General features: G+C 41.6%; 24 protein-coding genes and 1 pseudogene. 19 read left to right on the top strand and 6 right to left on the bottom strand.

Translation table 11 applies throughout. The features are described from left to right. From asp5 to pepC, 3 genes are all read left to right on the top strand, one after another. Nucleotides 1-225: an accessory Sec system protein Asp5 gene (gene asp5, locus QM887_RS09010; protein WP_414271328.1), complete on the top strand. Its 225-nt coding sequence runs from the start codon at nucleotides 1-3 to the stop codon at nucleotides 223-225. A 347-nt stretch (nucleotides 226-572) separates the two neighbouring features. Further along, nucleotides 573-1,295: a pseudouridine synthase gene (locus QM887_RS09015; RefSeq protein WP_414271329.1), complete on the top strand. Its 723-nt coding sequence runs from the start codon at nucleotides 573-575 to the stop codon at nucleotides 1,293-1,295. A 110-nt stretch (nucleotides 1,296-1,405) separates the two neighbouring features. Then, nucleotides 1,406-2,740 (top strand): aminopeptidase C, encoded by a 1,335-nt coding sequence (gene pepC / locus QM887_RS09020; RefSeq protein WP_414271330.1) that lies wholly within the window; start codon nucleotides 1,406-1,408, stop codon nucleotides 2,738-2,740. Nucleotides 2,741-2,805: 65 nt separating this feature from the next. Here the strand turns inward: pepC and QM887_RS09025 are convergent, their stop codons facing one another. The 4 genes from QM887_RS09025 to adhP all read right to left on the bottom strand — a co-directional run bounded on the left by QM887_RS09025 (nucleotide 2,806) and on the right by adhP (nucleotide 6,979). Next, nucleotides 2,806-3,717 (bottom strand): PTS system mannose/fructose/sorbose family transporter subunit IID, encoded by a 912-nt coding sequence (locus QM887_RS09025; RefSeq protein WP_049502678.1) that lies wholly within the window; start codon nucleotides 3,715-3,717, stop codon nucleotides 2,806-2,808. Nucleotides 3,718-3,731: 14 nt separating this feature from the next. Next, nucleotides 3,732-4,544, bottom strand: a complete 813-nt coding sequence (locus tag QM887_RS09030; RefSeq protein ID WP_223338395.1) for a PTS mannose/fructose/sorbose transporter subunit IIC — start codon at nucleotides 4,542-4,544, stop codon at nucleotides 3,732-3,734. A gap of 74 nt (nucleotides 4,545-4,618) precedes the next feature. Continuing rightward, nucleotides 4,619-5,608, bottom strand: coding sequence for a PTS sugar transporter subunit IIB (locus QM887_RS09035; RefSeq protein WP_301560174.1), 990 nt, complete (start codon nucleotides 5,606-5,608; stop codon nucleotides 4,619-4,621). A gap of 351 nt (nucleotides 5,609-5,959) precedes the next feature. Then, nucleotides 5,960-6,979, bottom strand: coding sequence for an alcohol dehydrogenase AdhP (gene adhP, locus QM887_RS09040; RefSeq protein WP_414271331.1), 1,020 nt, complete (start codon nucleotides 6,977-6,979; stop codon nucleotides 5,960-5,962). A gap of 370 nt (nucleotides 6,980-7,349) precedes the next feature. Between adhP and QM887_RS09045 the strand changes: the two genes are divergently transcribed. The 8 genes from QM887_RS09045 (at nucleotide 7,350) to QM887_RS09080 (ending at nucleotide 15,518) form a co-directional block, all read left to right on the top strand. Further along, a complete protein-coding gene (locus QM887_RS09045; protein ID WP_414271332.1) occupies nucleotides 7,350-8,627 on the top strand; it encodes a gamma-glutamylcysteine synthetase in 1,278 nt (425 codons plus the stop codon). A 74-nt stretch (nucleotides 8,628-8,701) separates the two neighbouring features. After that, a complete protein-coding gene (gene thrC, locus QM887_RS09050; protein ID WP_414271333.1) occupies nucleotides 8,702-10,186 on the top strand; it encodes a threonine synthase in 1,485 nt (494 codons plus the stop codon). Nucleotides 10,187-10,246: 60 nt separating this feature from the next. Beyond that, a complete protein-coding gene (locus QM887_RS09055) occupies nucleotides 10,247-11,527 on the top strand; it encodes an MATE family efflux transporter (protein ID WP_414271334.1) in 1,281 nt (426 codons plus the stop codon). Nucleotides 11,528-11,530: 3 nt separating this feature from the next. Beyond that, nucleotides 11,531-12,145 carry an HAD family hydrolase gene (locus tag QM887_RS09060; protein WP_414271335.1) on the top strand — a complete coding sequence of 205 codons (615 nt, stop codon included), beginning with the start codon at nucleotides 11,531-11,533 and terminating at the stop codon, nucleotides 12,143-12,145. A 176-nt stretch (nucleotides 12,146-12,321) separates the two neighbouring features. Beyond that, nucleotides 12,322-13,407 (top strand): LysM peptidoglycan-binding domain-containing protein, encoded by a 1,086-nt coding sequence (locus QM887_RS09065; protein WP_414271336.1) that lies wholly within the window; start codon nucleotides 12,322-12,324, stop codon nucleotides 13,405-13,407. Between the two features lie 151 nt (nucleotides 13,408-13,558). Next, entirely contained in the window at nucleotides 13,559-14,422 is an 864-nt protein-coding gene (locus tag QM887_RS09070) for a DUF2262 domain-containing protein (protein ID WP_414271337.1), read from the top strand. 297 nt (nucleotides 14,423-14,719) lie between these two features. Then, nucleotides 14,720-15,145, top strand: a complete 426-nt coding sequence (locus QM887_RS09075; RefSeq protein WP_414271338.1) for a MarR family winged helix-turn-helix transcriptional regulator — start codon at nucleotides 14,720-14,722, stop codon at nucleotides 15,143-15,145. Between the two features lie 10 nt (nucleotides 15,146-15,155). Further along, nucleotides 15,156-15,518 carry a DUF1304 domain-containing protein gene (locus QM887_RS09080; RefSeq protein WP_414271339.1) on the top strand — a complete coding sequence of 121 codons (363 nt, stop codon included), beginning with the start codon at nucleotides 15,156-15,158 and terminating at the stop codon, nucleotides 15,516-15,518. A 43-nt stretch (nucleotides 15,519-15,561) separates the two neighbouring features. Here the strand turns inward: QM887_RS09080 and QM887_RS09085 are convergent, their stop codons facing one another. Next, nucleotides 15,562-16,419: a DUF975 family protein gene (locus QM887_RS09085; protein WP_414271340.1), complete on the bottom strand. Its 858-nt coding sequence runs from the start codon at nucleotides 16,417-16,419 to the stop codon at nucleotides 15,562-15,564. A gap of 116 nt (nucleotides 16,420-16,535) precedes the next feature. Here QM887_RS09085 and tgt point away from each other — a divergent pair, with 116 nt between their 5' ends. From tgt to QM887_RS09100, 3 genes are all read left to right on the top strand, one after another. Continuing rightward, complete coding sequence (gene tgt, locus QM887_RS09090) at nucleotides 16,536-17,678, top strand: tRNA guanosine(34) transglycosylase Tgt (RefSeq protein WP_004250663.1); 1,143 nt, start codon at nucleotides 16,536-16,538, stop codon at nucleotides 17,676-17,678. 132 nt (nucleotides 17,679-17,810) lie between these two features. Continuing rightward, nucleotides 17,811-19,628 carry an acyltransferase family protein gene (locus QM887_RS09095; protein ID WP_414271341.1) on the top strand — a complete coding sequence of 606 codons (1,818 nt, stop codon included), beginning with the start codon at nucleotides 17,811-17,813 and terminating at the stop codon, nucleotides 19,626-19,628. Nucleotides 19,629-20,056: 428 nt separating this feature from the next. Next, on the top strand, nucleotides 20,057-20,398 hold the full coding sequence (locus QM887_RS09100) for a metal-sulfur cluster assembly factor (protein ID WP_414271342.1): 342 nt from the start codon (nucleotides 20,057-20,059) through the stop codon (nucleotides 20,396-20,398). 56 nt (nucleotides 20,399-20,454) lie between these two features. On the opposite strand, the gene ilvD is transcribed toward QM887_RS09100, so the two are convergent. Then, nucleotides 20,455-22,158 carry a dihydroxy-acid dehydratase gene (ilvD, locus tag QM887_RS09105; protein ID WP_414271343.1) on the bottom strand — a complete coding sequence of 568 codons (1,704 nt, stop codon included), beginning with the start codon at nucleotides 22,156-22,158 and terminating at the stop codon, nucleotides 20,455-20,457. Between the two features lie 183 nt (nucleotides 22,159-22,341). Here ilvD and QM887_RS09110 point away from each other — a divergent pair, with 183 nt between their 5' ends. The 5 genes and pseudogenes from QM887_RS09110 to QM887_RS09130 form a co-directional block, all read left to right on the top strand. Next, nucleotides 22,342-23,349, top strand: coding sequence for an SPFH domain-containing protein (locus QM887_RS09110; RefSeq protein ID WP_414271344.1), 1,008 nt, complete (start codon nucleotides 22,342-22,344; stop codon nucleotides 23,347-23,349). Nucleotides 23,350-23,351: 2 nt separating this feature from the next. After that, nucleotides 23,352-23,552, top strand: coding sequence for a PTS ascorbate transporter subunit IIC (locus QM887_RS09115; protein ID WP_000796543.1), 201 nt, complete (start codon nucleotides 23,352-23,354; stop codon nucleotides 23,550-23,552). Between the two features lie 148 nt (nucleotides 23,553-23,700). Next, entirely contained in the window at nucleotides 23,701-23,883 is a 183-nt protein-coding gene (rpmF, locus tag QM887_RS09120) for a 50S ribosomal protein L32 (RefSeq protein ID WP_000290417.1), read from the top strand. 15 nt (nucleotides 23,884-23,898) lie between these two features. Then, the gene (gene rpmG / locus QM887_RS09125) at nucleotides 23,899-24,048 is read left to right on the top strand and encodes a 50S ribosomal protein L33 (protein WP_001265622.1); all 150 of its coding nucleotides are present in this window, start codon (nucleotides 23,899-23,901) and stop codon (nucleotides 24,046-24,048) included. 96 nt (nucleotides 24,049-24,144) lie between these two features. After that, nucleotides 24,145-24,216 (top strand): annotated as a pseudogene (locus QM887_RS09130) (transposase); the annotation flags it as partial.

The following is a 24,216-nucleotide window of genomic DNA, read 5'->3' on the forward strand; positions in this document are numbered from 1 at the left end:
ATGACTGAACTATTGATAATTTTAACCATTATTTTAGCTATTTCCTTAATTATTCTTGTGACCATTCAACCAAGACAAACTCAAATTTTTTCTACGGATGCTACTAGTAATATCGGAAAGCCCAGCTATTGGCAAAGTAATACGCTTGTTAAAGTCCTAACTCTGCTTGTTAGCTTAGCCTTATTTGTGATGCTTATCCTCTTTATGGTCTTAACGTTTGCATAAGCTATAGTTTTATGGAGATAATGATTGACTTTAAAAGTAATCATTTAAAGAAATTTAAGTTTTAGGAGAATATTTTAAGAAAACTTTTAGGAAACTAGCTTATACTATAATCATAAGTTAAGAAGAACTTAACTTTAACTCCTAAAAATTTTTCATAATAATCTCCCTATAAAATAAAGTCGCCCAATCAGGCGGCTTATTTTTGTACTAATACTCAATGAAAATCAAAGAGCAAACTAGGAAGCTAGCCGCAGGCTGTACTTGAGTACGGCAAGGGGACGCTGACGTGGTTTGAATTTGATTTTCGAAGAGTATAAGATTAAGCTTGTTCATGGTATAATAGTACTATGAGATTAGATAAATATTTGGTTGCCTGCGCCCTAGGAAGTCGGACCGAGGTCAAAAACTTTCTAAAGGCTGGGCGCGTGATGGTCAATGGTAAAAAGGAAAAATCTGCCAAGCTACAAATCAATGAAGATACTGACGAGATTTGTTTTGACGGGCAAAAGCTAACCTACGAGGAGTTTGTTTACTATATGATGAACAAGCCCCAGGGTGTTATTTCAGCAACTGAAGATCCTAAACATAAGACTGTGTTGGATTTGTTGGATGACCTAGCTCGTTCAAAGGAAGTTTTCCCAGTAGGGCGTTTGGATATCGATACGCATGGACTCTTGCTCTTGACAAATGATGGTAATCTGGCTCATGCTCTTCTTTCACCAAAACGTCATGTGAATAAGACTTATCTGGCGCAGGTCGATGGAATCATGACCCAAGAGGATGTAGAGAAATTTGCTCAGGGGATTCCACTGAAAGACTTTACTTGTCAGCCTGCCAAGCTGGAGCTTGTGTCGGTGGATACGGAAAAGGAAGAAAGCTTGGTCCGAGTGATCATTGCAGAAGGGAAATTCCACCAGGTCAAACGGATGGTGGCCTACTGTGGTAAGGAAGTTGTGGACTTGCAACGTTTGACCATGGGAACTCTGACCTTGGATGAGGATTTGAAACGTGGAGAATGGCGTCGCCTAAGCCAGGAAGAATTAGAAGGCTTGCTCGAAAGTGTTAGGTAAACTGTGTAATCGTTGAAAAAGGTGAGGAAAATATCCTTGCCTTTTTCAGTTTTTGGTTGCTTCCTTTGTGAAAAGAGTTATAATAGACTGTAGAATAAAAGGAGGATTTTATGAACGCGATTCAAGAATCATTTACAGATAAATTATTTGCCAACTATGAAGCAAATGTCAAATACCAAGCTATCGAAAATGCTGCCAGCCACAATGGAATCTTTGCAGCCCTTGAGCGTCGTCAAAGCCATGTAGACAACACACCTGTTTTCTCACTTGATTTGACAAAGGACAAGGTCACTAATCAGAAGGCTTCTGGTCGTTGCTGGATGTTTGCAGCCCTCAATACTTTCCGTCACAAACTCATCTCTCAATACAAACTTGAAAACTTTGAATTGTCACAAGCCCACACCTTCTTCTGGGACAAGTATGAAAAATCAAACTGGTTCTTGGAGCAAGTCATTGCGACTGCAGACCAAGAATTGACAAGCCGCAAGGTTAGCTTCCTACTCCAAACTCCACAACAAGATGGTGGTCAATGGGATATGGTTGTGGCTCTCTTTGAGAAATACGGTGTTGTTCCTAAGTCTGTTTATCCAGAGTCTGTTTCATCTAGCAGCAGTCGTGAGCTCAATGCCATCCTTAACAAATTGCTTCGTCAAGATGCTCAAATCTTGCGTGACCTCTTGGCTTCTGGAGCAGATCAGGAGACTGTTCAAGCTAAGAAAGAAGACCTTTTGCAAGAGATTTTTAACTTCCTTGCCATGTCACTAGGACTTCCACCGCGTCAATTTGACTTTGCTTATCGCGATAAGGACAACAACTACCAAAGTGAAAAGGGCATTACACCACAAGAGTTTTACAAGAAATATGTTGACCTTCCACTAGAAGACTACGTTTCTGTCATCAATGCTCCAACTGCTGATAAACCTTATGGTAAATCTTATACCGTTGAGATGTTGGGAAATGTCGTTGGTAGCCGTGCGGTTCGTTACATCAACGTACCGATGGAACGCTTGAAAGAATTGGCCATTGCCCAAATGCAAACAGGAGAAACTGTCTGGTTTGGTTCAGATGTCGGCCAACTCAGCAACCGTAAAGCCGGAATCCTTGCGACAGATGTTTATGACTTTGAATCAAGCATGGATATCCAACTCACTCAAGACAAGGCAGGACGTTTGGACTACAGCGAAAGCTTGATGACCCACGCTATGGTCTTGACAGGTGTTGATTTGGATGAAAATGGTAAATCAATCAAGTGGAAAGTTGAAAACTCATGGGGAGATAAAGTAGGTACAGATGGTTACTTTGTTGCCTCAGACGCTTGGATGGACGAATACACTTACCAAATCGTTGTTCGTAAGGAATTGCTAACAGCAGAAGAACGAGCTGCTTATGAAGCAGAACCAATCGTCCTTGCTCCATGGGATCCAATGGGTGCTTTGGCAGAATAATAGAACGCAAAAAAGAATCAGATGATAAACCTGATTCTTTTTTTGTTTATACATTCTCGTCGAGATTACATGATACCGAAGAAACGAGCTGCGATACCTACTGCAAAGAGGGCAAGGATGATTGTGATTGGAGATACTTTTTTCTTAAGCAACCACATGCAAAGGAAAGTAAGGAGAAGTCCCATCAATCCTGGGATCAATGAGTTCAACTGACCTTGAAGGGTTTGTGGTTGAACACTATCCAAGCTCATGCCACTAAGTGCTTGACCAAGAATACCCTTCAATTCTCCACCTGTAACAGCGCCTTCTGGGAAGTTGATGTAGGCACCTTCTGACAATTGTTTACCTGGGAGGTTAATAGTGAAGTTGATTGATACCCAACGTTGTACAAGGACAGCAAGGATGAACATACCAAGGATAGAAGCTCCTTTAGTGATGTCTTTCAAGATACCACCTGACATGTCTTTAGTGATTTCAGATCCAGCCTTGTAACCAAACTCTTGTGTGTACCATAGGAAAGACATACGGATTGCATTCCATCCAAAGAAGAAGAGAAGAGGACCAACGATGTTACCAGTTGCAGCAAGAGATGCACCAAGAGCTCCAAGTATCGGACGAACTGTAAACCAGAAGACTGGGTCACCGATACCAGCAAGAGGTCCCATCATACCAATCTTAACACCTTGGATAGCAGCGTCATCAATTTCAGTACCGTTAGCGCGTTCTTCTTCAAGTGCAAGCGTAACCCCCATGATTGGAGCAGCTACGTATGGGTGAGTATTGAAGAATTCAAGGTGACGCTCAAGAGCAGCAGCTTGATCTTCTTTAGTAGTGTACAATTTTTTGATAGCTGGGATCAAAGAGTAAGCCCAACCCAAGTTTTGCATACGTTCGTAGTTCCAAGAACCTTGAAGGAATTGTGAACGCCACCAAACTTTTTGGCGATCTGATTTTGATAATTGAATTTTTTCAGCCATGATTGTTCCCCTTTCTAGTAGTCTTCTAGGATATCACCGATTGGATCGTTAGAAGTTGCAGCTCCTCCGCCACCGTTTCCACCTTGTTTAGAAAGGTTGAGGTAGATGAAGGCAAGGGCAACACCGATGACACCAAGGGCAATCAAAGTCAATTGAGAGATTGCTGCAAGAGCAAAACCGATAGCAAAGAATGGCCATACTTCACGAGTAGCCATCATGTTGATAACCAAAGCGTAACCAACGGCAACGACCATGGCACCACCGACAGCCATACCACCGTTCAACCAGTCTGGCATTAAACCAAGAGCGTCTTGAACAGCAGAAGCTGGGATAGCAATAAGGAAGGCTGCAGGAATAGCGATACGAAGACCTTGAAGAATAAGGGCAAAGTAGTGAGCACGCTCAACAGCTGCAATGTTACCTTCTTTAGCAGCAGCGTCTGCAGTGTGAACCAAACCAACTGAGATTGTACGAACGATCATAGTCAAGAAAAGTCCAGCTACGGCAAGAGGGATTGCAGTAGCTGTTGCGACTGCGATACCTTCAGTAGTAAAGTTACCACCTTTAATCATGATGATTGCAGCGGCAACAGAGGCAAGGGCAGCGTCAGGAGCAACGGCAGCACCAATGTTTGCCCAACCAAGAGCGATCATTTGAAGTGATCCACCAAGCATAACCCCTGCTTCGAGGTTACCAGTAACAAGACCGATAAGGGTACAAGCTACGATTGGTTGGTGGAATTGGAATTGGTCGAGGATACCTTCAAGACCAGCAAGGAAGGCAACAACTACAACCAAGATAGCAGAAATGAATGAAATATCTGACATGGTTTTATTCCTTTTCTATTTAATTTTCATAAAGTGTTACAACTTATTTTGACAAGCATCGAACAAGTTGTAGATTATTGAACGTTAGCTTTGCTAATCAAGTCAAACAAATCTTTTTTAGTGTCGTTTGGTACTTTACGTACATCAAATTCAACGCCAAGGTCACGCATTTTTTCAAATGTAGCAACGTCGTCTTTGTCCATAGACAGTACGTTGTTGACCATTGTTTTACCAGTTGAGTGAGCCATTGATCCAACGTTAAGAGTTTTGATTGGCACACCACCTTCGATAGCACGAAGGGCATCTTGTGGTGTTTCAAACAAGATAAGGGCGTGTGTCTCACCAAAACGAGGGTCTTTAGCAACCTCAATCAATTTTTTGATTGGAACAACGTTAGCCTTAACTCCGTTAGGAGCCGCTTGTTTGATCAATTCTTTACGAAGGTCGTCGTTGGCTACGTTATCTGAAGCAACGATGATACGGTTAGCTTTTGAATCTGGTGTCCAAGCAGTTGCGACTTGTCCGTGAAGAAGACGAGTGTCAAGACGTGCAAGATTGATTTTCAATTTACCGTCTCCAATGACAGTTCCTTCTGGAATAGCAGCTTGGGCTACAGGCGCAGCTGCAGCAGTAGCAACTTCCTCAGCTGGGTTTAGTTCTTCTGGAAGAGCCTTGATGCCATCTTTGGCTTCTTTAATGATGTTTGCAGCGACTTTATCCACTCCAGCAGCAGCGTCCATGAGGCGCTCTGTGTAAGCTTGGATCAACATCGGTAAATTAAGTCCTGTGATGATGGCAAATTTACGCTCTGGGTTTTCTCCCATTACGCGGCTAGCTTGGTTAAATGGAGATCCACTCCAAAGGTCAGCCAAGACTAGAACCTCATCTTCTGCGTCAAATGCAGCCACAGCATTGTTGAACTTGGCGTATAAATCATCTGGACCTTCGTTTGGCATAAAGGTTACAACTTGAACCTTTTCTTGTTCACCAAAGATCATAGATCCTGACTGATGAATACCCGCGGCAAATTCACCGTGGCTCGCAATAATGATTCCGATACTCATTATTGTCATTCCTCCTTATAAAATGTTTGACTTGTAGTTTAAGAAAACTTTAAGACTCCTTAAGTATAAATCGTTTTCAGAAAAAATGCAACTAATTATAATAAAGAGTGAAAAAAATCTCAAAGCCCTATCTTTGAAAATATTGATATATCAACTTTTTATAAAATCGTCTATAAAATGGTAAAAAAATTTAATATAAAAAAGCAGAGGGACAAGGAAGTTTACGTCAGTAGTGCTCTTGGGCGTCTAAAAAATGCCCCAAGTCCAATTAATTGTCATGTCAAAATTTTATTGCTAAAAAAACGAGGCGGGATCTTCTGTCCACTACCTCGTTTTGGCATTTTATTTATCTTAGTGTGTAAAGTCTAGAACCATACGACCTTGGATGGTACCAGCAGCCATTTCATCAAAGACAGCAATGGCATCTTCGACAGGCCGTTTTTGAACGATTGGAACAACAAGACCTTCAGCACCAAATTGGAAGGCTTCTTCCAAATCTTTACGTGTTCCAACAAGGGAACCGATGACTTGAATACCGTCAAGAACTGTCTTGACGATGCTTAGATCCATCATTTCTGAAGGGAGTCCAACAGCTACTACACGACCGCCTGCACGAACAGAGTCAACTGCTTGGTTGAAGGCAACTTTTGATACAGCTGTTACGACAGCTGAGTGAGCCCCACCGTTTGTTTTTTCTTTGATAAGGCCTGGAACATCTTCGACTTCAAGACCATTAATCACGATATCAGCACCAACTTCTTTAGCTAGAGCAAGTTTATCGTTGTTAATATCTACTGCGATAACGTGAGCGTTGAATACTTTTTTAGCGTATTGAACAGCTAAGTTACCAAGTCCTCCAGCACCATAGAGTACAACCCATTGGCCTGGTTCAACTTTTGCTTCTTTGATAGCCTTGTAGGTAGTAACACCGGCACAAGTAATTGAAGAAGCTTGGGCTGGATCAAGACCTTCTGGAACCTTAACGGCATAATCTGCAGTTACGATACATTGTTCTGCCATACCACCATCTACTGAGTAGCCAGCATTTTTTACTGTACGGCAAAGAGTTTCGCGCCCAGTTGTACAGTATTCACATGTGCCACAACCTTCAAAGAACCAAGCAACACTAACACGGTCGCCAACTTTTAGGCTCTTAACATCAGGGGCGATTTCTTTTACGATACCAATCCCTTCGTGACCGAGAACACGTCCTGGAACTTTTCCAAAGTCACCATGGGCAACGTGGAGGTCAGTGTGGCAGACACCACAGTACTCAACTTCAACAAGAGCTTCCCCAGTTTCGAGCGGACGGAGCACTTTTTCTTCAATAGCAACACCAGTGCTTTCTGGATTTACAACAACAGCTTTCATAGCTATCCTCCTTGGTTAGTAGTTGAGGTGCAGAGGAAAATGGGCTTGCCTTGACTCATGATTCAAGTGAAGTCGAATTTGAACTGCCCTCTTTTTTGTTTATATGTGAATTGTATCACTATATTTAATATAGTACAAGGGATTTGATGCAAAAACATATGTAATCGCTTAACCAGTTGATGAGACTGTGAAAATTGAACAATGATATCTGGCGTCTTGTCATAAAATTTCATATAAAGAGGAAGTTGTTCGTTCTCGAGTCTAGGGAGAGAGGTTGCAAACAGACTTTCTAAGATCCTTCTCTAGGAGTTTTTGGTATAATAGAGAGTAATTTGTTTTCTAGTATGAGAAGTTAGAATGAGAGGTATGTATGTCCCCTTCAGTTCAGTTATTAAAAGACCGCTATTTAAAGAATATCAAAGAAAATCCAGATCTCTATATTGGGATAGAGTTGGAGTTTCCTATCGTACATACGAAAGGGAAACCCACAGATATTGAAGTCACCAAGGACTTGATGCGATTTTTAGTGGATGCTCTCAGCTTGGAAGTTGAAAAAGAGGACCAGGATGGCAATTCAATTCAACTTGTAGAACCAATCTGTCAAGATCGTATTTTATTTGAGGTTTCCTACACGACCTTGGAGTTTGCCTTTGGCAGAGCCCAGAAAATCCAAGAGGTCCAAGGACGATTTCAAGCTTATATGAAGGTTATTCAGGAAAAACTAGGCGAAAAGGATCATGCTATCCAGGGCTGGGGGATTCACCCAAACTGGGATCAGAATGACAATCGACCGGTGGCTTATCCACGCTACCAGATGCTGATGGATTACTTGCATATGGGAAGTCGCCAAGAGAGTGCTGATTTGCATGACTTTCCACAATACGGTGCTTTTATCTGTGGGAGTCAAGTTCAGTTGGACGTATCGACTGCTAACTACCTACGTGTCATCAATGCTTTCACTCAGATTGAAGCAGTAAAAGCTTTCTTATTTGCCAATTCTGAGTTTTCGGGAGCAGACTGGGATACTTTGATTTCACGAGATATCTTTTGGGAAAAATCCATGCATGGGATTTATCCAGAAAATGTTGGTGTCAATGCAAAACTCTTCAAAGATGAGGATGATTTTTTTGATTATCTAGACCACTCTGCGATTTTCACAGCAGAACGAGATGGGGAAACCTACTATTTTTCTCCGATTCGGGCTAGAGATTACCTAGCTACTGATGAAATTTTTGCCTATACTCTAAATGGAAAAGAAACTCTGCTTGTCCCTCAAGAGAAGGATTTTCAAACGCACCGTAGTTACCAATATCAAGACTTGACGACTAGAGGAACGGTCGAATTTCGTAGTGTTTGTACACAGCCGTTAGACCGAACTTTTTCTTCAGCAGCCTTTCATCTAGGTTTGTTGGTGAATCTAGACAAGCTTGAAGCTTACCTAGAGACAGCTCCTTTCTTTGAGAGATTTGGTCGTGACTACAAGTCATTGAGACGCCAGTTTTCTAAGAAACAGCTTTCAGACGAGGAGACAGCTGGAATTGTTCAATTCTCAAAAGACTTGCTAGCGATAGCAGAGCAAGGTCTTGAAATGAGAGGTCAGCAAGAAATGACCTATTTAGAGCCTTTGAAAGAAAAAATGACTCTATAATTTTCTTATAAAGGAAGAATTTTCTGAAAAATCATGTTATAATGGATGAGACTATAGATAAAGGATAGAGATTTATGACATTAGTTTATCAATCAACGCGTGATGCGAAAAATACCGTAACAGCCAGCCAAGCGATTTTGCAAGGTTTGGCAACAGATGGAGGTTTGTTTACTCCGGTTAGTTATCCAAAGGTAGATTTGGATTTTGACACATTAAAGGATGCTTCTTACCAAGAAGTGGCTAAGCTGGTCTTGTCAGCTTTCTTGGATGACTTTACAGCAGAGGAGTTGGACTACTGTATCACCAATGCCTATGACAGCAAGTTTGATACTCCAGCCATTGCCCCTCTTGTGAAACTCGATGGCCAATACAACTTGGAACTCTTCCACGGTTCAACCATTGCCTTTAAGGATATGGCCTTGTCTATCTTGCCATACTTTATGACAACAGCTGCTAAGAAGCATGGTTTGGAAAACAAGATTGTCATCTTGACAGCGACGTCTGGAGACACTGGTAAAGCTGCCATGGCAGGATTTGCGGATGTTCCTGGAACTGAAATCATCGTCTTTTATCCAAAAGACGGTGTCAGCAAGGTACAAGAATTGCAAATGACCACGCAAACTGGTGACAATACTCATGTTATCGCTATTGATGGTAACTTTGATGATGCCCAAACCAACGTCAAGCATATGTTCAACGATGTGGCTCTTCGTGAAAAATTAGCAGCTAACAAGCTCCAGTTCTCATCAGCTAACTCTATGAATATCGGCCGTTTGGTACCACAGATTGTTTATTATGTTTATGCCTACGCTCAGCTTGTTAAAACTGGCGAAATTGTGGCTGGTGACAAGGTCAACTTCACCGTACCGACAGGAAACTTTGGGAATATCCTAGCAGCCTTTTATGCGAAGCAAATCGGTCTGCCAGTTGGGAAACTAATCTGTGCTTCAAATGACAACAATGTCTTGACGGACTTCTTTAAAACTCGTGTCTATGACAAGAAGCGTGAGTTTAAGGTAACCACTAGTCCGTCTATGGATATCTTGGTATCTTCAAACTTGGAGCGTTTGATTTTCCACCTTTTGGGTAATGATGCGGTTAAGACAGCTGAACTTATGAATGCCTTGAATAGCCAAGGTCAGTATGAGTTGACTGATTTTGATGCAGAGATTCTGGACCTTTTTGCGGCAGAGTATGCTACTGAAGCAGAAACAGCAGCAGAAATCAAGCGTGTTTATCAAACAGATGCCTACATTGAGGATCCACATACAGCAGTTGCTTCAGCCGTATATAAAAAATACCAAGCGGCGACAGGCGATGTTGCTAAGACCGTGATTGCTTCAACGGCTAGTCCTTATAAATTCCCAGTAGTTGCAGTAGAAGCTGTAACAGGGAAATCAGGCTTGACCGACTTTGAAGCTTTGGCTCAGTTGCACGAAATTTCAGGAGTGGCAGTGCCACCAGCAGTTGATGGCCTTGAAACAGCTCCAGTTCGTCACAAGACAACTGTTGCAGCGGCAGAGATGCAGGCTGCAGTAGAATCTTATCTAGGACTTTAAGACAGAGGAAGTAAACTCGGTTGGGCAACTAACTGAGTTTCTTTTCATCAGGAGGAAGGATTGTTTAAGAAAAATAAAGACATTCTCAACATAGCCCTGCCAGCCATGGGTGAAAATTTCTTGCAGATGCTCATGGGAATGGTAGACAGCTACTTGGTGGCACATCTGGGCTTAATCGCCATTTCGGGTGTGTCTGTAGCGGGCAATATTATAACCATTTACCAAGCGATTTTTATTGCTTTGGGAGCGGCTATTTCCAGTGTCATTTCAAAAAGTGTGGGGCAGAAGGACCAGTCGAAGCTTGCTTATCATGTTACTGAAGCGCTGAAGATCACCCTGCTACTGAGTTTAGTTTTAGGTGGCTTGTCCATCTTTGCGGGTCAAGAGATGATTGGTCTTTTGGGTACTGAACAGGCTGTGGCTGAAAGTGGTGGCTTATACCTATCTTTAGTTGGTGGAACAATCGTTCTCCTGGGCTTAATGACTAGTCTAGGAGCCTTAATTCGCGCTACCCACAATCCTCGACTTCCGCTTTATGTTAGTTTTTTATCCAATGCTTTAAATATTGTTTTTTCAAGTATCGCCATTTTTATCCTTGATATGGGGATAGCTGGTGTAGCTTGGGGGACTATTTTGTCTCGTTTGATCGGGGTTGTAATTTTGTGGTCACAATTAAAACTTCCATATATGAGACCGACGTTTGGACTGGATAAAGACCTGCTGACCTTGGCTTTACCTGCAGCGGGAGAACGTCTCATGATGAGAGCTGGAGATGTGGTCATTATTGCCTTGGTTGTTTCCTTTGGGACGGAGGCAGTTGCAGGAAATGCGATCGGTGAAGTCTTGACTCAGTTTAACTATATGCCAGCCTTTGGTGTCGCTACAGCAACAGTCATGCAGGTGGCTCGAGCAGTTGGAGAAGATGATTGGGCAAGGGTAGACAACTTAAGTAAGCAAACTTTTTGGCTTTCCCTCTTTCTTATGTTGCCCTTAACACTCAGTATCTATGCTCTAGGAACGCCCCTAAGTCACCTCTATACTAGTGATCCTTTGGCTATTGAAGCCAGTGTTATGGTGACGCTGTTCTCTCTACTAGGGACTCCTATGACGACGGGAACAGTTATTTATACAGCTGTCTGGCAAGGTTTGGGAAATGCCCGACTTCCCTTTTATGCGACAAGTATTGGAATGTGGTGCATCCGTATTGGGACTGGTTACCTGATGGGAATTGTTCTTGGATGGGGTTTGCCTGGTATCTGGGCAGGAACTCTTTTGGATAATGGTTTCCGTTGGATTTTCCTACGCTATCGTTACAAATCTTATATGAAATTGAGAGGATAAGAAATGCAAGAAACGGCTTTTATTTGGGATTTAGACGGGACCTTATTGGACTCTTATGAGGCTATTTTAGCAGGAATCGAAGAGACCTTTGCTCAGTATGACATTCCTTATGATAAGGCTGAGGTTCGTGCCTTTATTCTACAAACTTCCGTTCAAGATCTGTTGGAAAAGGTGGGAGAAGAAAGAGGCTTGGATGCTGATATGCTCAATCAAGTCCGTGCTCAGAGCTTGGCTGAGAAGAATGCTCAAGTGGTTCTGATGCCAGGGGCCCGCGAGGTTTTAGCTTGGGCAAATCAGCAAGGAATTCAACAATTTGTTTACACTCACAAAGGCGATAATGCTTTTACAATTTTAGAGAACTTGGGTTTGGCCCACTATTTCACAGAAATTTTAACCAATCAAAGTGGCTTTGCTCGGAAACCTAGTCCAGAAGCTGCGATTTATCTTTTAGATAAGTATGGATTAAATCCTCAGCAGACTTATTATATCGGCGATCGGACTTTGGATATAGAATTTGCCCAAAATAGTGGGATTCAGAGTATTAATTTTCTTACCTCTCCTGCAGCATGTAATCAACAGATAGAGCGTTTAGAAGATATTAGTTCTTTTTCCTTCTAGAATTTTCTTCAAGAAGAATGTGTCAGCCTGATGACAAGAAACTAACAAACTATTTCAAGTAATGATATTTGTTACAACGAATGTACAGTTCTGTTAAATAGCCCCCAAAGGGCTTTTTTTCTCTTTTCTTTGTGTTATGATAGACAGGTACTACATTTGAAAAGGAGTTTGATAGTATGAAGAAAAGAATTATTTTAGCATCAACAGTAGCCTTGTCCTTTGCACCTGTATTGGCAACTCAAGCAGAAGAACTAGTATGGACAGCGCGCAGTGTTGAGCAAATTCAAAACGATGTTACTAAGAATGAGAATAAAACAAGCTATACGATTCAGTATGGAGATACTCTAAGTACCATTGCCGAAGCTTTGGGAGTGGATGTGACCGTTCTTGCTAACTTGAACAAGATCAGCAATATTGATCTGATTTTCCCTGAGACAGTGCTTACTACAACTGTTAATGATGAGGAAGAAGTGACAGAAGTTGAAATTCAAACCCCTGACACAGTTCAAGGTGGCGAAGGAACAACTGCAACAGCAGATTTGACAACTAACCAAGTCACTGTAGATGACCAAACTGTACAGGTTGAAGATTTAACTCAACCAGTTGAAGAAACAGAGTCTCAAGTTGAAGCAGTAGCACCACAAGCGACAGAAGAAGCAGTAGCAGAGGTTACTACAGAAGTTGTAACACCAGCGGAAGATCCGGTAGCAGAGGCTACTACTGAAACTGTAGCAGAAGTTGCGAGCCCAGTAGTAGAGAACTCAACTCCAGTAGTGGAGGAAACAGCTGTAGAGACGGCTACAAGCGCATCTGATACAGAAGACGTTACCTATCAAGCAGAACCAAGTCAGCACTTTTCAAACACTTATGCAGCACCAGCAGCTCCTGATTATGCAAGTATTGCAGCTTCAAAATCAGAAAATTCAGGTCTACAACCACAAACGGCTGCCTTTAAAGAAGAAATTGCTAACTTGTTTGGTATCACATCATTTAGCGGCTACCGTCCTGGAGATAGTGGCGACCACGGAAAAGGTCTTGCCATTGACTTTATGGTTCCAGTAAGCTCAGCTCTTGGAGACCAAATTGCAGATTATGCGATCCAGAACATGGCGACCCGTGGAATTAACTATATCATCTGGAAACAACGTTTCTATGCACCATACGATAGCATATATGGACCAGCCTACACTTGGAATCCAATGCCAGATCGTGGAAGTGTCACAGAAAACCACTATGACCACGTTCACGTATCGATGAACTAATAGAAAGAGGAGTTGAAACTAATCTAGTTTCGGCTTCTTTTTTTGCAAGAATAGTATTTATAAGTGAAATAAAATCTGAAACATGATAAAATGTAAGCGTATACAAATAACAGTACTAAGGCATTAAAAGCAGAGAGAAAGGATGAAGTGAATGACAAATCGATTGAAAACTCCATTTGAGAAAACAAGAGATGATTTTGAACAGGAATTTTGCGGAGAAATTGTTGAGCTCTTGATTTTTACCCTCCAAAATGTAAATGGGGCTGCTTCTTTAAAAGATGGTTGTCTAATGCCGTCAGTTCATTTTAAAGCTAGTGTCAATGTTGAAACTCAGGAGTTCTCTGAACGTGAGGGACGTTTAGAATGGCTCCTGACCCCAGAAGAATTTGAAGAAAAGCATTGGGGGTTTAATTTTGAACCCTACAAAATTCATCGTATCAAATGTCAAAAACGCCCCTTCATGGAGCTAGAGACATATATGTCAGAAGTAGCTAATAACTGCTACCACTTGCTGGAATACTTAGATGACCAATCCACAGACGCTAGGTTAGAGACCTTGATTGAAACCTATCAAAAACCGGTCATCATTCAAGACGATATTGGCGAATTCACCTTAAACAGAGCCTATTCTTGGTTTGAAGGATTTATCACTTACGAGGGTGGTAAGATTCATGCTATCTTTGCTGCGAGTGCAGATGAAAGTCTTCCTCCAAGTTCTTTCGATGCTCTAAAGAAATTTATGGGAACTTTCCAAGTCCATGATGATCAGATTAAAAACTATATTGTCAAAGAACTCTGGGAAACAGCTCAAGACTGGATTGATTCAGATGAAAATGATGTGGAGTTAACAGAAGAGTATTTTACCAACTCACTTTCCGTGAGTGAACTATCGATCAACGAAGACGGAGAATTGACCCTCTACTATGATGATCGTGAAGAAATTTTTGCAGGCCATGCCATCGAAGTTGTCATCGATAAAGAGGGGGAAATCCTTCGAGCGGACTTGGTAGGCTAGTAATTGGGTTCTCAATAGATTTTAGAAGAAATAGAGGCTGGGACAAAAAATCCTGGCCTTGTTTGACATTTAGAATGCTTATTTAATGGAAACTTCATTTTTCTATCAATAACTTTGACCACTCCACAAACTTGTTGGATATGTAGTTATTGGGGTTAGGAAAAGACTTGGACTATCGATTTCTATCATGTTCTCTTTTTTTCTGGGAAGTGAGCAAAAGACTTGCATTATGAATTTATTTGTTTTACAATTGACTAATCAATCATTGATAAATCAAATATTTACAAGGAGATAGAAATGGCAGAAATACACGAATTACTTTATCAAGTTCGCTTAACAGACCAAATTATCACACAACTTTTTGAGAAACAGTTGGGAATCAGTTTGACCCGCTATCAAATTCTGCAGTTTTTATTGCAAAACTCACCTTGTAACCAAATTGCCGTTCAGGAGAAGTTAGAGATTGACCCTGCAGCCTTGACCCGTCATTTCAAGATTTTAGAGTCAGAGGGCTATGTCAGTCGTGAGAGAAATCCAGTCAATCAACGAGAAGTCTTAGTTGAATTAACCCAAGAAGCCAAGAATCAACTCTTGGTCAATCCGCCTAAACATCACTTGAAAGTGAAGGAACAGATGGAGAGCATCTTATCGCCTGCTGAGCAGAAAGAGCTGACGACTTTACTGACCAAGCTAGTGTCAGGTCTAGAAAAAATAGAATTTTAAGGAGAAAACGATGTCAATTATTACTACTATTTTAGCAACACTTGTTGCCCTCGAACATTTTTATATCTTTTATTTGGAGAGTATGGCAACGCGATCGGACACAACTAGTCGTGTCTTTAACATGGATAAGGAAGAATTAGGAAGGCCATCAGTAACCTCTCTTTTCAAGAATCAGGGAATTTACAATGCCTTGATTGGTCTATTTCTTCTTTATGGAATCTATTTCTCGCAGAGCCTTGAAATCGTGACAATCTTTGTTTTATTTGTCATAGGAGCAGCGGCTTATGGTGCCTTAACTGCAGATAAAAAAATCATTCTAAAGCAAGGTGGGCCAGCTATCTTAGCCCTCTTGAGTCTCCTTTTCTTGAAATAAAAAGGCCAGCACCTAGTGCTGGTTTTTGTTAACATATGTTTTTCTATCCTTTTTTATGTTTATGTTCAAGAAGTCTCTGATAAAAGAAGATTTGACAACTGTAGACATAAGGATAGATGGAGATGCCCACAATCCCAAAGCTAATCCAAATAAGGAAATACCAAGGGAGCAACTGTAAGTCAAGGACAAAGCGTTGGAACTTATAGCCCTTCATAAGGAAGCGACTAGTTTCAAGGATCCGACTTGGCTTAGCTATCCCAATTGCAAGGGTATCACAAAGGAGCAGTTCAACTTGCGAATATGCATAATACTGTGGAAGATAAATAATGGTTCCCAGAATCATCAACAAGACGCTTCCAAAGAAGTATAGCGCAAAAGTAAGGAGAAACTGTTCAGTATCTGTACTCGAGAGGTCAACTGCTGGAAATTCAGGGTGCAATTCCACAAATTTACGAGCCATTAGGCTACTGTAAAAGAGACAGTAGACTCCAAGAAGATTAGGTAGACTCCATAAAAAGAGGTAGAAACGTTTGAGCAAGAGCGTCAGGAAAGTCTGACTAAAGAGACGGTTGTCTAATAAAGACAAACTACCCTTGAAGGAAAGCTCTGTTTGAGGCACTCTAAAGAGATTGATGCTTGTAAAGAGGGCGCCAGCTAGGATAATCGAGCCTGTAAAACCAAGTGCCAAGGGAAAAAGCGATGACTGGATCAAGGTTATCAGAAAACTGAGGAAGGATTGCTCAAGAATTCCTTCGTCAATTAGAGATAAAGGGCTTATAAAACTAGTTAAAATTAGGAGAAGACTTGGCAGTAGAAAGACAAGCAAAAGACGAGGATGTTCGCTTTGAAAGTGTCTAGCTTGCTGACGAACTTCTTTTAAATCAATTTTTTGGTATTTCATTCTTTCATTATACCATAGTTCGTGACAGTTCCCGTTTTTTTTGATAGAATCATACAGTATGCCCTTGGGCACAAAGTAAGAACTGGGACTGTTTTTCCCAGCTTCGGAGGTAAAAAATGTCAGATTCACCAATCAAATATCGTTTAATTAAAAAAGAAAAACACACGGGAGCTCGTCTGGGTGAGATTATCACACCCCACGGAACCTTCCCAACTCCTATGTTTATGCCAGTTGGGACCCAAGCAACGGTCAAAACCCAATCACCAGAAGAGTTGAAAGAGATGGGGTCAGGAATTATCCTATCTAATACTTATCACTTGTGGCTACGTCCTGGAGATGAGTTGATTGCTCGAGCAGGTGGGCTTCATAAGTTCATGAATTGGGACCAACCTATCTTGACGGATAGTGGCGGTTTCCAAGTGTATTCCCTAGCGGACAGCCGTAATATTACTGAAGAAGGTGTTACCTTCAAGAACCACCTCAATGGTTCTAAAATGTTCCTATCACCTGAAAAGGCTATTTCTATTCAGAATAATCTAGGCTCAGACATCATGATGTCTTTTGATGAATGTCCTCAGTTCTACCAACCCTATGATTATGTGAAAAAGTCAATCGAACGTACTAGCCGTTGGGCAGAGCGTGGATTAAAAGCTCATCGTCGTCCCCATGATCAAGGTTTGTTTGGAATTGTACAAGGGGCAGGATTTGAAGACCTTCGTCGTCAGTCAGCTCATGACCTTGTAAGTATGGACTTCCCAGGCTATTCTATCGGTGGGCTAGCAGTTGGAGAAACCCACGAAGAGATGAACGCAGTTTTGGACTTCACCACTCAACTCCTTCCTGAAAATAAACCTCGTTACTTGATGGGAGTAGGAGCACCGGATAGCTTGATTGATGGGGTCATTCGTGGTGTGGATATGTTTGACTGTGTCTTGCCGACCCGTATTGCTCGTAACGGGACTTGTATGACAAGTCAAGGACGTTTGGTTGTAAAAAATGCCCAGTTTGCAGAGGACTTTACACCTCTTGATCCTGAGTGCGATTGCTACACATGTAAGAACTATACCCGTGCCTACCTTCGTCACCTGCTCAAGGCCGATGAAACCTTTGGTATCCGCTTGACAAGTTACCATAACCTTTACTTCTTGCTCAACCTTATGAAGCAGGTTCGTCAAGCGATTATGGATGATAATCTCTTGGAATTCCGTGAGCATTTTGTTGAAAAATATGGCTATAACAAGTCAGGGCGCAATTTCTAAGTTTAGTAGGCTAAAGCTAAAATCCTAAGTTTTCTCTTAGGATTTTTCTTCTTTTTTTGATAAAATAAAGGTAATATGGAATGAAAGTTAGATGGCTTTCTAGTCAATCTAATGAACGGAGAATAAACTCGTATGCGTATTAAATGGTTTTCCTTGATTAGGATTACAGGCTTACTCTTGGTGCTTTTGTACCATTTCTTTCAGACGATTTTTCCTGGAGGATTCTTCGGGGTTGACGTCTTTTTCACCTTTTCGGGCTTTCTCATCACGTCTCTCTTGTTGGAAGAGTATGGTCAAAAGGGGCAAATTGATCTTTTAGGATTTTTCAGGAGACGTTTTTATCGGATTTTCCCACCAGTCGTCTTGATGATACTTGTTACAATGCCTTTCACCTTCTTGGTTCGCCAAGATTATGTAGCAGGTATAGGTAGTCAGATTGCTGGTGTCCTTGGTTTTATGACAAACTTCTACGAGATGCTAACGGGTGGGAGTTATGAATCTCAGTTTATCCCTCATCTTTTTGTCCACAATTGGAGTCTAGCAGTTGAAGTTCATTACTATATCTTGTGGGGCTTGGCAGTTTGGTTCTTGTCTAAGCGGGCGAAATCGTCTGGACAATTAAGAGGGACAGTATTTATCCTGTCATCAGCTGCCTTTATCATCAGTTTCCTTTCAATGTTTATCGTTAGCTTTATCGTTAGCTCCTACTCGACGGTTTACTTTTCAAGTTTTACCCACGTCTATCCTTTCTTTCTAGGTAGTGTCTTGGCAACCTTGGTAGGTGTCCGTCAAACGACTACTCTGGTGAAGCGTCTAAATAATACCTGGGATTTGAAACAGACCTTGCTAGTCTTTGGTGCAGGTTTGGGAGTCCTGCTCTTACTGACCTTCTTCGTGAAGTTTACCTATCTCTTTGCCTATTTGATTGGATTCTTACTTGCAAGTGTAGCTGCACTTGCTATGATTCTTGCTACTCGAGTTTTACATGAGAAAACACCTAACATTGAAGAACCAAAGGTGATTAGCTTCCTAGCTGATACCAGTTACGCAGTATATCTCTTCCACTGGCCGTTTTACATTATATTTACCCAGTTGATGGGCAATCTGCCAGCAGTGATTTTAACGACAGTCTTCTCGTATCTTTTTGCAACCCTCTCATTCTATGTAATTGAACCTTTAATCGCTGGAAAGACAACAGGGCTTTTGCAAAAGGCAAAAGAGATTCCGCATATCAAGACTATTTTTGCATCTAGTAGCGGAATTCTTAGTTTGATCACACTGATTGTGATGATCATCGCTCCACAAGTTGGTGCTTTTGAGACAGATTTGACTGTCAATGGTCTTAAACAAGCGCAGACCAATCTTACTCGCACAAAAACTATGGCAGATCAGACGGAAGCAAGCCGCTACAATATTGCAGATGGTGTATCTATCATAGGGGACTCTGTAACCTTGCGGGCAACACCTGGTTTACAAGAGGTTTTGCCGGATGCTCAGACAGATGGGCAAGTAAGCCGAAATACAAAGCAAGCCAATGCCATTATGCTGAATAATAGCCAAAATAAGGCACTGCCTAAGATCGTTGTTATTGCTACTGGTGTTAATAATCCTGAGGACTACAAGGCTGACATAGACTCCTTGGTGACAAATCTACCTAAGGGGCATCAGCTTGTTCTGGTGACACCTTATGAAGGGGATACAAGCCAGGAAACTCAACCTTATGTAGAACAATATGCCAGCTATGCGCGTGAAGTTGCTCAAAAGTATCCCTACATTGAAATTGCAGATTGGAACCAAGTTTCCAAGGATCATCCAGATATTTGGAAGGGAACAGACCAGGTTCACTTTGGTAATGACAATACCAAGCTGGAAGAGGGAGCTAAGCTCTATGCAGAAACGATAGCTTCAGCCATCAAGGCCCTAGCAGATAAACCTGTGAAATCAAAATAATATCTAAAAAGAGAGTGGGACAGAAATCGGTAATTCGTTAGAATTCGATTTCGTCGTCCCACCTCCGCACAGTTGAGTAGGGCTGTAAAAGCTCATGAAATCAGCGTAGTAGAGCCCACTCAACCACTGCGTCTTGCTCGACAATCCAAAGACAATTGAGAGGCTAGGACTTTTGTCCTAGCCTCTTTTTCTTTTTAGGGAGCCTTTCTTGGAAGATAAAAAATAATTCCTGTAGACTCTATTCAGGTCTTCAACTTATCGGTTTATCTATCTTGTCAGCAATCTTAAAGCAGTGCTTTGCCCAATCCATGATCTAGTCTCAGTCTGTTCTTTGAGTTTCATGGCAAATTAAGTCTTGATTGGGAAAAACTTGCCAAATTGTCAGAATTATGAGAAAATAGGTGCAGTCTAAAAATGGAGGGAATGCAATGAGAGAAGACATCAAGATTAATGACCGTGCTCTAGCATTGGAAGATCAAATCATTGAAGTACTCGAAAAAGTATATGATACAGACGTAGAGTTAGATGTATACAACCTTGGATTGATTTACGAGATTGACTTGGACGAAAATGGACTTTGTACAGTTGTCATGACCTTCACGGATACTGCCTGTGACTGTGCAGAAAGTCTGCCAATCGAGATTGTGGCAGGTTTAAAACAAATTGATGGGATTGAGGATGTCAAGGTAGAGGTCACTTGGTCTCCAGCTTGGAAGATTACACGTATTAGTCGTTATGGGCGTATAGCTCTAGGGCTACCTCCACGATAATTATTTATTTTGAAAATACAAAAAAGCAAGCCGTTTTTGGCTTGCTTTTGATTTGCTTATTTTTTACCTGACTTGTCCATATTCCAGAAATCTGTAACGGCACCACGTGATGCAGAAGATACGGTATGGGCATACTTACCAAGGACACCACGGCTATAAAGTGGTGGCAAGGTTGTTTCTGCCTTGCGTTTTTCAAGCTCTTCATCGGAAACGTCCATGGAAATTTCTTTCGTATCTTGGTCAACCGTAACGATATCTCCTGTACGAAGGTAGGCAATTGGTCCGCCATCTTGAGCTTCAGGAGCGATATGTCCAACAACTAGTCCATAAGTACCACCAGAGAAGCGTCCGTCTGTCAAGAGGGCAACCTTGTCTCCTTGACCTTTACCAACGATCATTGATGAAAGTGATAGCATCTCAGGCATACCAGGACCACCCTTAGGTCCAACGAAACGAACAACGACAACATCGCCATCAACGATTTCATCTGACAAGACAGCTTGGATAGCATCTTCTTCAGAGTCAAAGACCTTGGCTGGACCAACGTGACGACGAACCTTAACACCTGACACTTTGGCAACTGCACCGTCAGGAGCAAGATTACCGTTCAATATGATAAGCGGACCGTCCGCACGTTTAGGATTTTCAAGTGGCATGATGACTTTTTGACCTGGAGTAAGATCTGCAAAGTTAGCTAAGTTCTCAGCGACAGTCTTACCAGTACATGTGATGCGGTCTCCGTGAAGGAATCCATTTGCCAACAAGTACTTCATAACCGCAGGCACACCACCAACTTCGTAGAGGTCTTGGAAGACATACTGACCAGAAGGTTTCAAGTCAGCTAAGTGAGGCACACGTTCTTGGATTGTATTGAAGTCCTCAAGTGACAAGTCAACGTTAGCTGCGTGGGCAATGGCGAGCAAGTGAAGAGTAGCATTTGTAGAACCACCTAGAGCCATAGTCACTGTAATGGCATCTTCAAAGGCTTCACGAGTCAAGATATCTGAAGGTTTGATTCCAAGTTCAAGCATTTTGACAACGGCACATCCCGCTGCTTCGATGTCTTCTTTCTTATCAGCAGATTCAGCTGGGTGAGATGAAGAGCCTGGCAAACTCATACCGAGAACTTCGATAGCTGTCGCCATAGTATTGGCAGTATACATACCACCACAACCACCAGGGCCAGGGCAGGCATTACATTCCAGACGTTTCACGTCCTCCGCTGTCATATCGCCGTGATTCCACTTACCGATTCCTTCAAATACAGAAACCAAGTCGATGTCTTTGCCATCCAGTTTTCCAGGGGCGATAGTACCACCGTAAGCGAAAATAGCTGGGATATCCATATTGGCAATGGCAATCATAGAACCCGGCATGTTCTTATCACAGCCACCGATAGCCACAAAGGCATCCACGTTATGACCACCCATAGCTGCTTCGATAGAGTCCGCGATGATATCACGAGACGTTAGGGAGAAGCGCATACCCGGTGTTCCCATGGCAATACCGTCGGCTACCGTAATGGTTCCAAACTGCACAGGCCAAGCACCAGCAGATTTAACACCTTCTTTAGCCAATTTCCCAAAGTCATGCAAGTGAATATTACATGGTGTGTTTTCCGCCCAAGTCGAAATGACCCCAACAATCGGTGTTTCAAAGTCCTTATCTGTCATACCAGTCGCACGAAGCATGGCACGGTTTGGTGATTTAACCATGCTGTCATAAATGCTGCTGCGGTGACGTTTATCTAATTCTGTCATTTGTTCCCTCCCAATTCAGTTTGTATCATTATAGCACATTTTAAAAGCAATGAACAGAAGAAAATTCTTGAATTTTCAGAAAATTCTATACAGAAATATTTTCTTTAAAAATTTTGCATTTATTTCTTGACTTTATAAATTAAAGTGATATCATTTAGATATCAAAAACAGGAGGTCATTCTGATGACTGAAAAACTAATCAATTCAAAGCCAAATGGTGTAGTAGCATTGGTACTCATTGAGTTGGCACTCGTACTTGGTTTCCTTATATTTATAATGGGTGCTGGTTCGGAAAATATTTTTGGAATTATTATCGGGCTTTTATTAATCTTAATTTCAGCTCTAGCTCATGCTGGTTTAAAAGTTGTTAAACCTCAGGAAGCTCTGGTTTTGACCCTCTTTGGTAACTATACGGGTACCATTAAAGAACCTGGTTTTTACTTTGTCAATCCCTTCAGTATAGCGGTCAATCCTGCAAACCACACTCGACTAGGTCAAAGTGGTGACGTTAGCACAAAATCCCCTTTTTCAGGGATGAAATCATCAAATGGCAATGATGTAAACATTGAAATTGGCAAGAAACAGATTTCCCTCAAGGTTATGACTTTGAGCAATTCCCGTCAAAAGATTAACGATTGCTTAGGGAACCCTGTAGAAATCGGAATCGCCGTTACTTGGCGTGTAGTCGATACGGCAAAAGCAGTCTTCAACGTTGATAACTATAAAGAATATCTGTCATTGCAGTGCGATAGCGCCCTTCGTAATATTGTCCGTATCTATCCTTACGATGTGTCTCCGAATGTGGATACTACAGGTGATGGGCAAGCAGATGAAGGCAGCCTCCGAGGCTCTAGCGAGATTGTTGCGAAACGCATTCGTGAAGAAATCCAAAGTCGTGTAGAGGATGCTGGCTTGGAAATCCTTGAAGCACGTATTACATACCTAGCTTATGCACCAGAAATTGCTGCTGTCATGCTTCAACGTCAACAAGCATCTGCTATTATCGATGCACGCAAGATGATTGTAGACGGCGCTGTAGGAATGGTTGAAATGGCACTGGAACGTCTCAATGAAGGAGAGTTGGTTGAACTAGATGAAGAGCGTAAAGCAGCGATGGTTTCAAATCTCCTAGTCGTTCTCTGTGGCAATCATGATGCACAACCAATTGTCAATACAGGAAGCCTTTATTAGAAATGGCAGAAGCTAAAAAAAAGCAAATCCCCCTTCGACTCTCGAATAAGTTATATGCTGCACTCGCATCATGGGCAGAAGATGACTTCCGATCAGTCAACGGGCAAATTGAATATCTTCTTACAGAATGTGTCAAACAACGAAAAAAAGACGGGAAATACGTCTCAGAAACTATTGATGAACCATTCGAGATTGATATTTAATCTATTTTCCTATCCAGAACCTTGGATAGGAAAATTTTTTTATCTTTTTTTGTCAAGTAACTTTACTTTACAAAAAAGTTTTGATATACTATTAAAGTTGATGAAAATCAAACCTAACTGAATTTATATCTTAAAAGGAGAAATCAAAATGGCAGTACCTGCACGTCGCACTTCAAAAGCGAAGAAAAACAAACGTCGTACACACTACAAAGTAACAGCTCCATCTGTAAACTTTGACGAAACTACTGGAGATTACTCACGTTCTCACCGTGTATCACTTAAAGGATACTACAAAGGACGTAAGATCGCTAAAGCTGCATCAGCTGAATAATAGAAGGGAGATACCATGCGCGTAAATATTACACTTGAACACAAAGAATCTGGTGAACGCTTGTACCTTACTTCTAAAAACAAACGTAACACTCCAGACCGTCTTCAATTGAAGAAATACTCACCAAAACTTCGCAAACACGTTGTGTTTACAGAAGTTAAGTAAGCATTCAATACGAATCAATACATAAGAAAAAACGCTGATTTTGAACTGCACCCCAAAAGTTAGACATAAAAATCTAACTTTTGGGGTGTTTTTATTATGAAATTAACTTATGATGATAAAGTTCAGATCTATGAACTTAGAAAACAAGGCTATAGCTTAGAGAAGCTT

The sequence above is a fragment of the Streptococcus infantis genome, assembly GCF_047460875.1.
GTDB lineage: Bacteria > Bacillota > Bacilli > Lactobacillales > Streptococcaceae > Streptococcus > Streptococcus infantis_AA.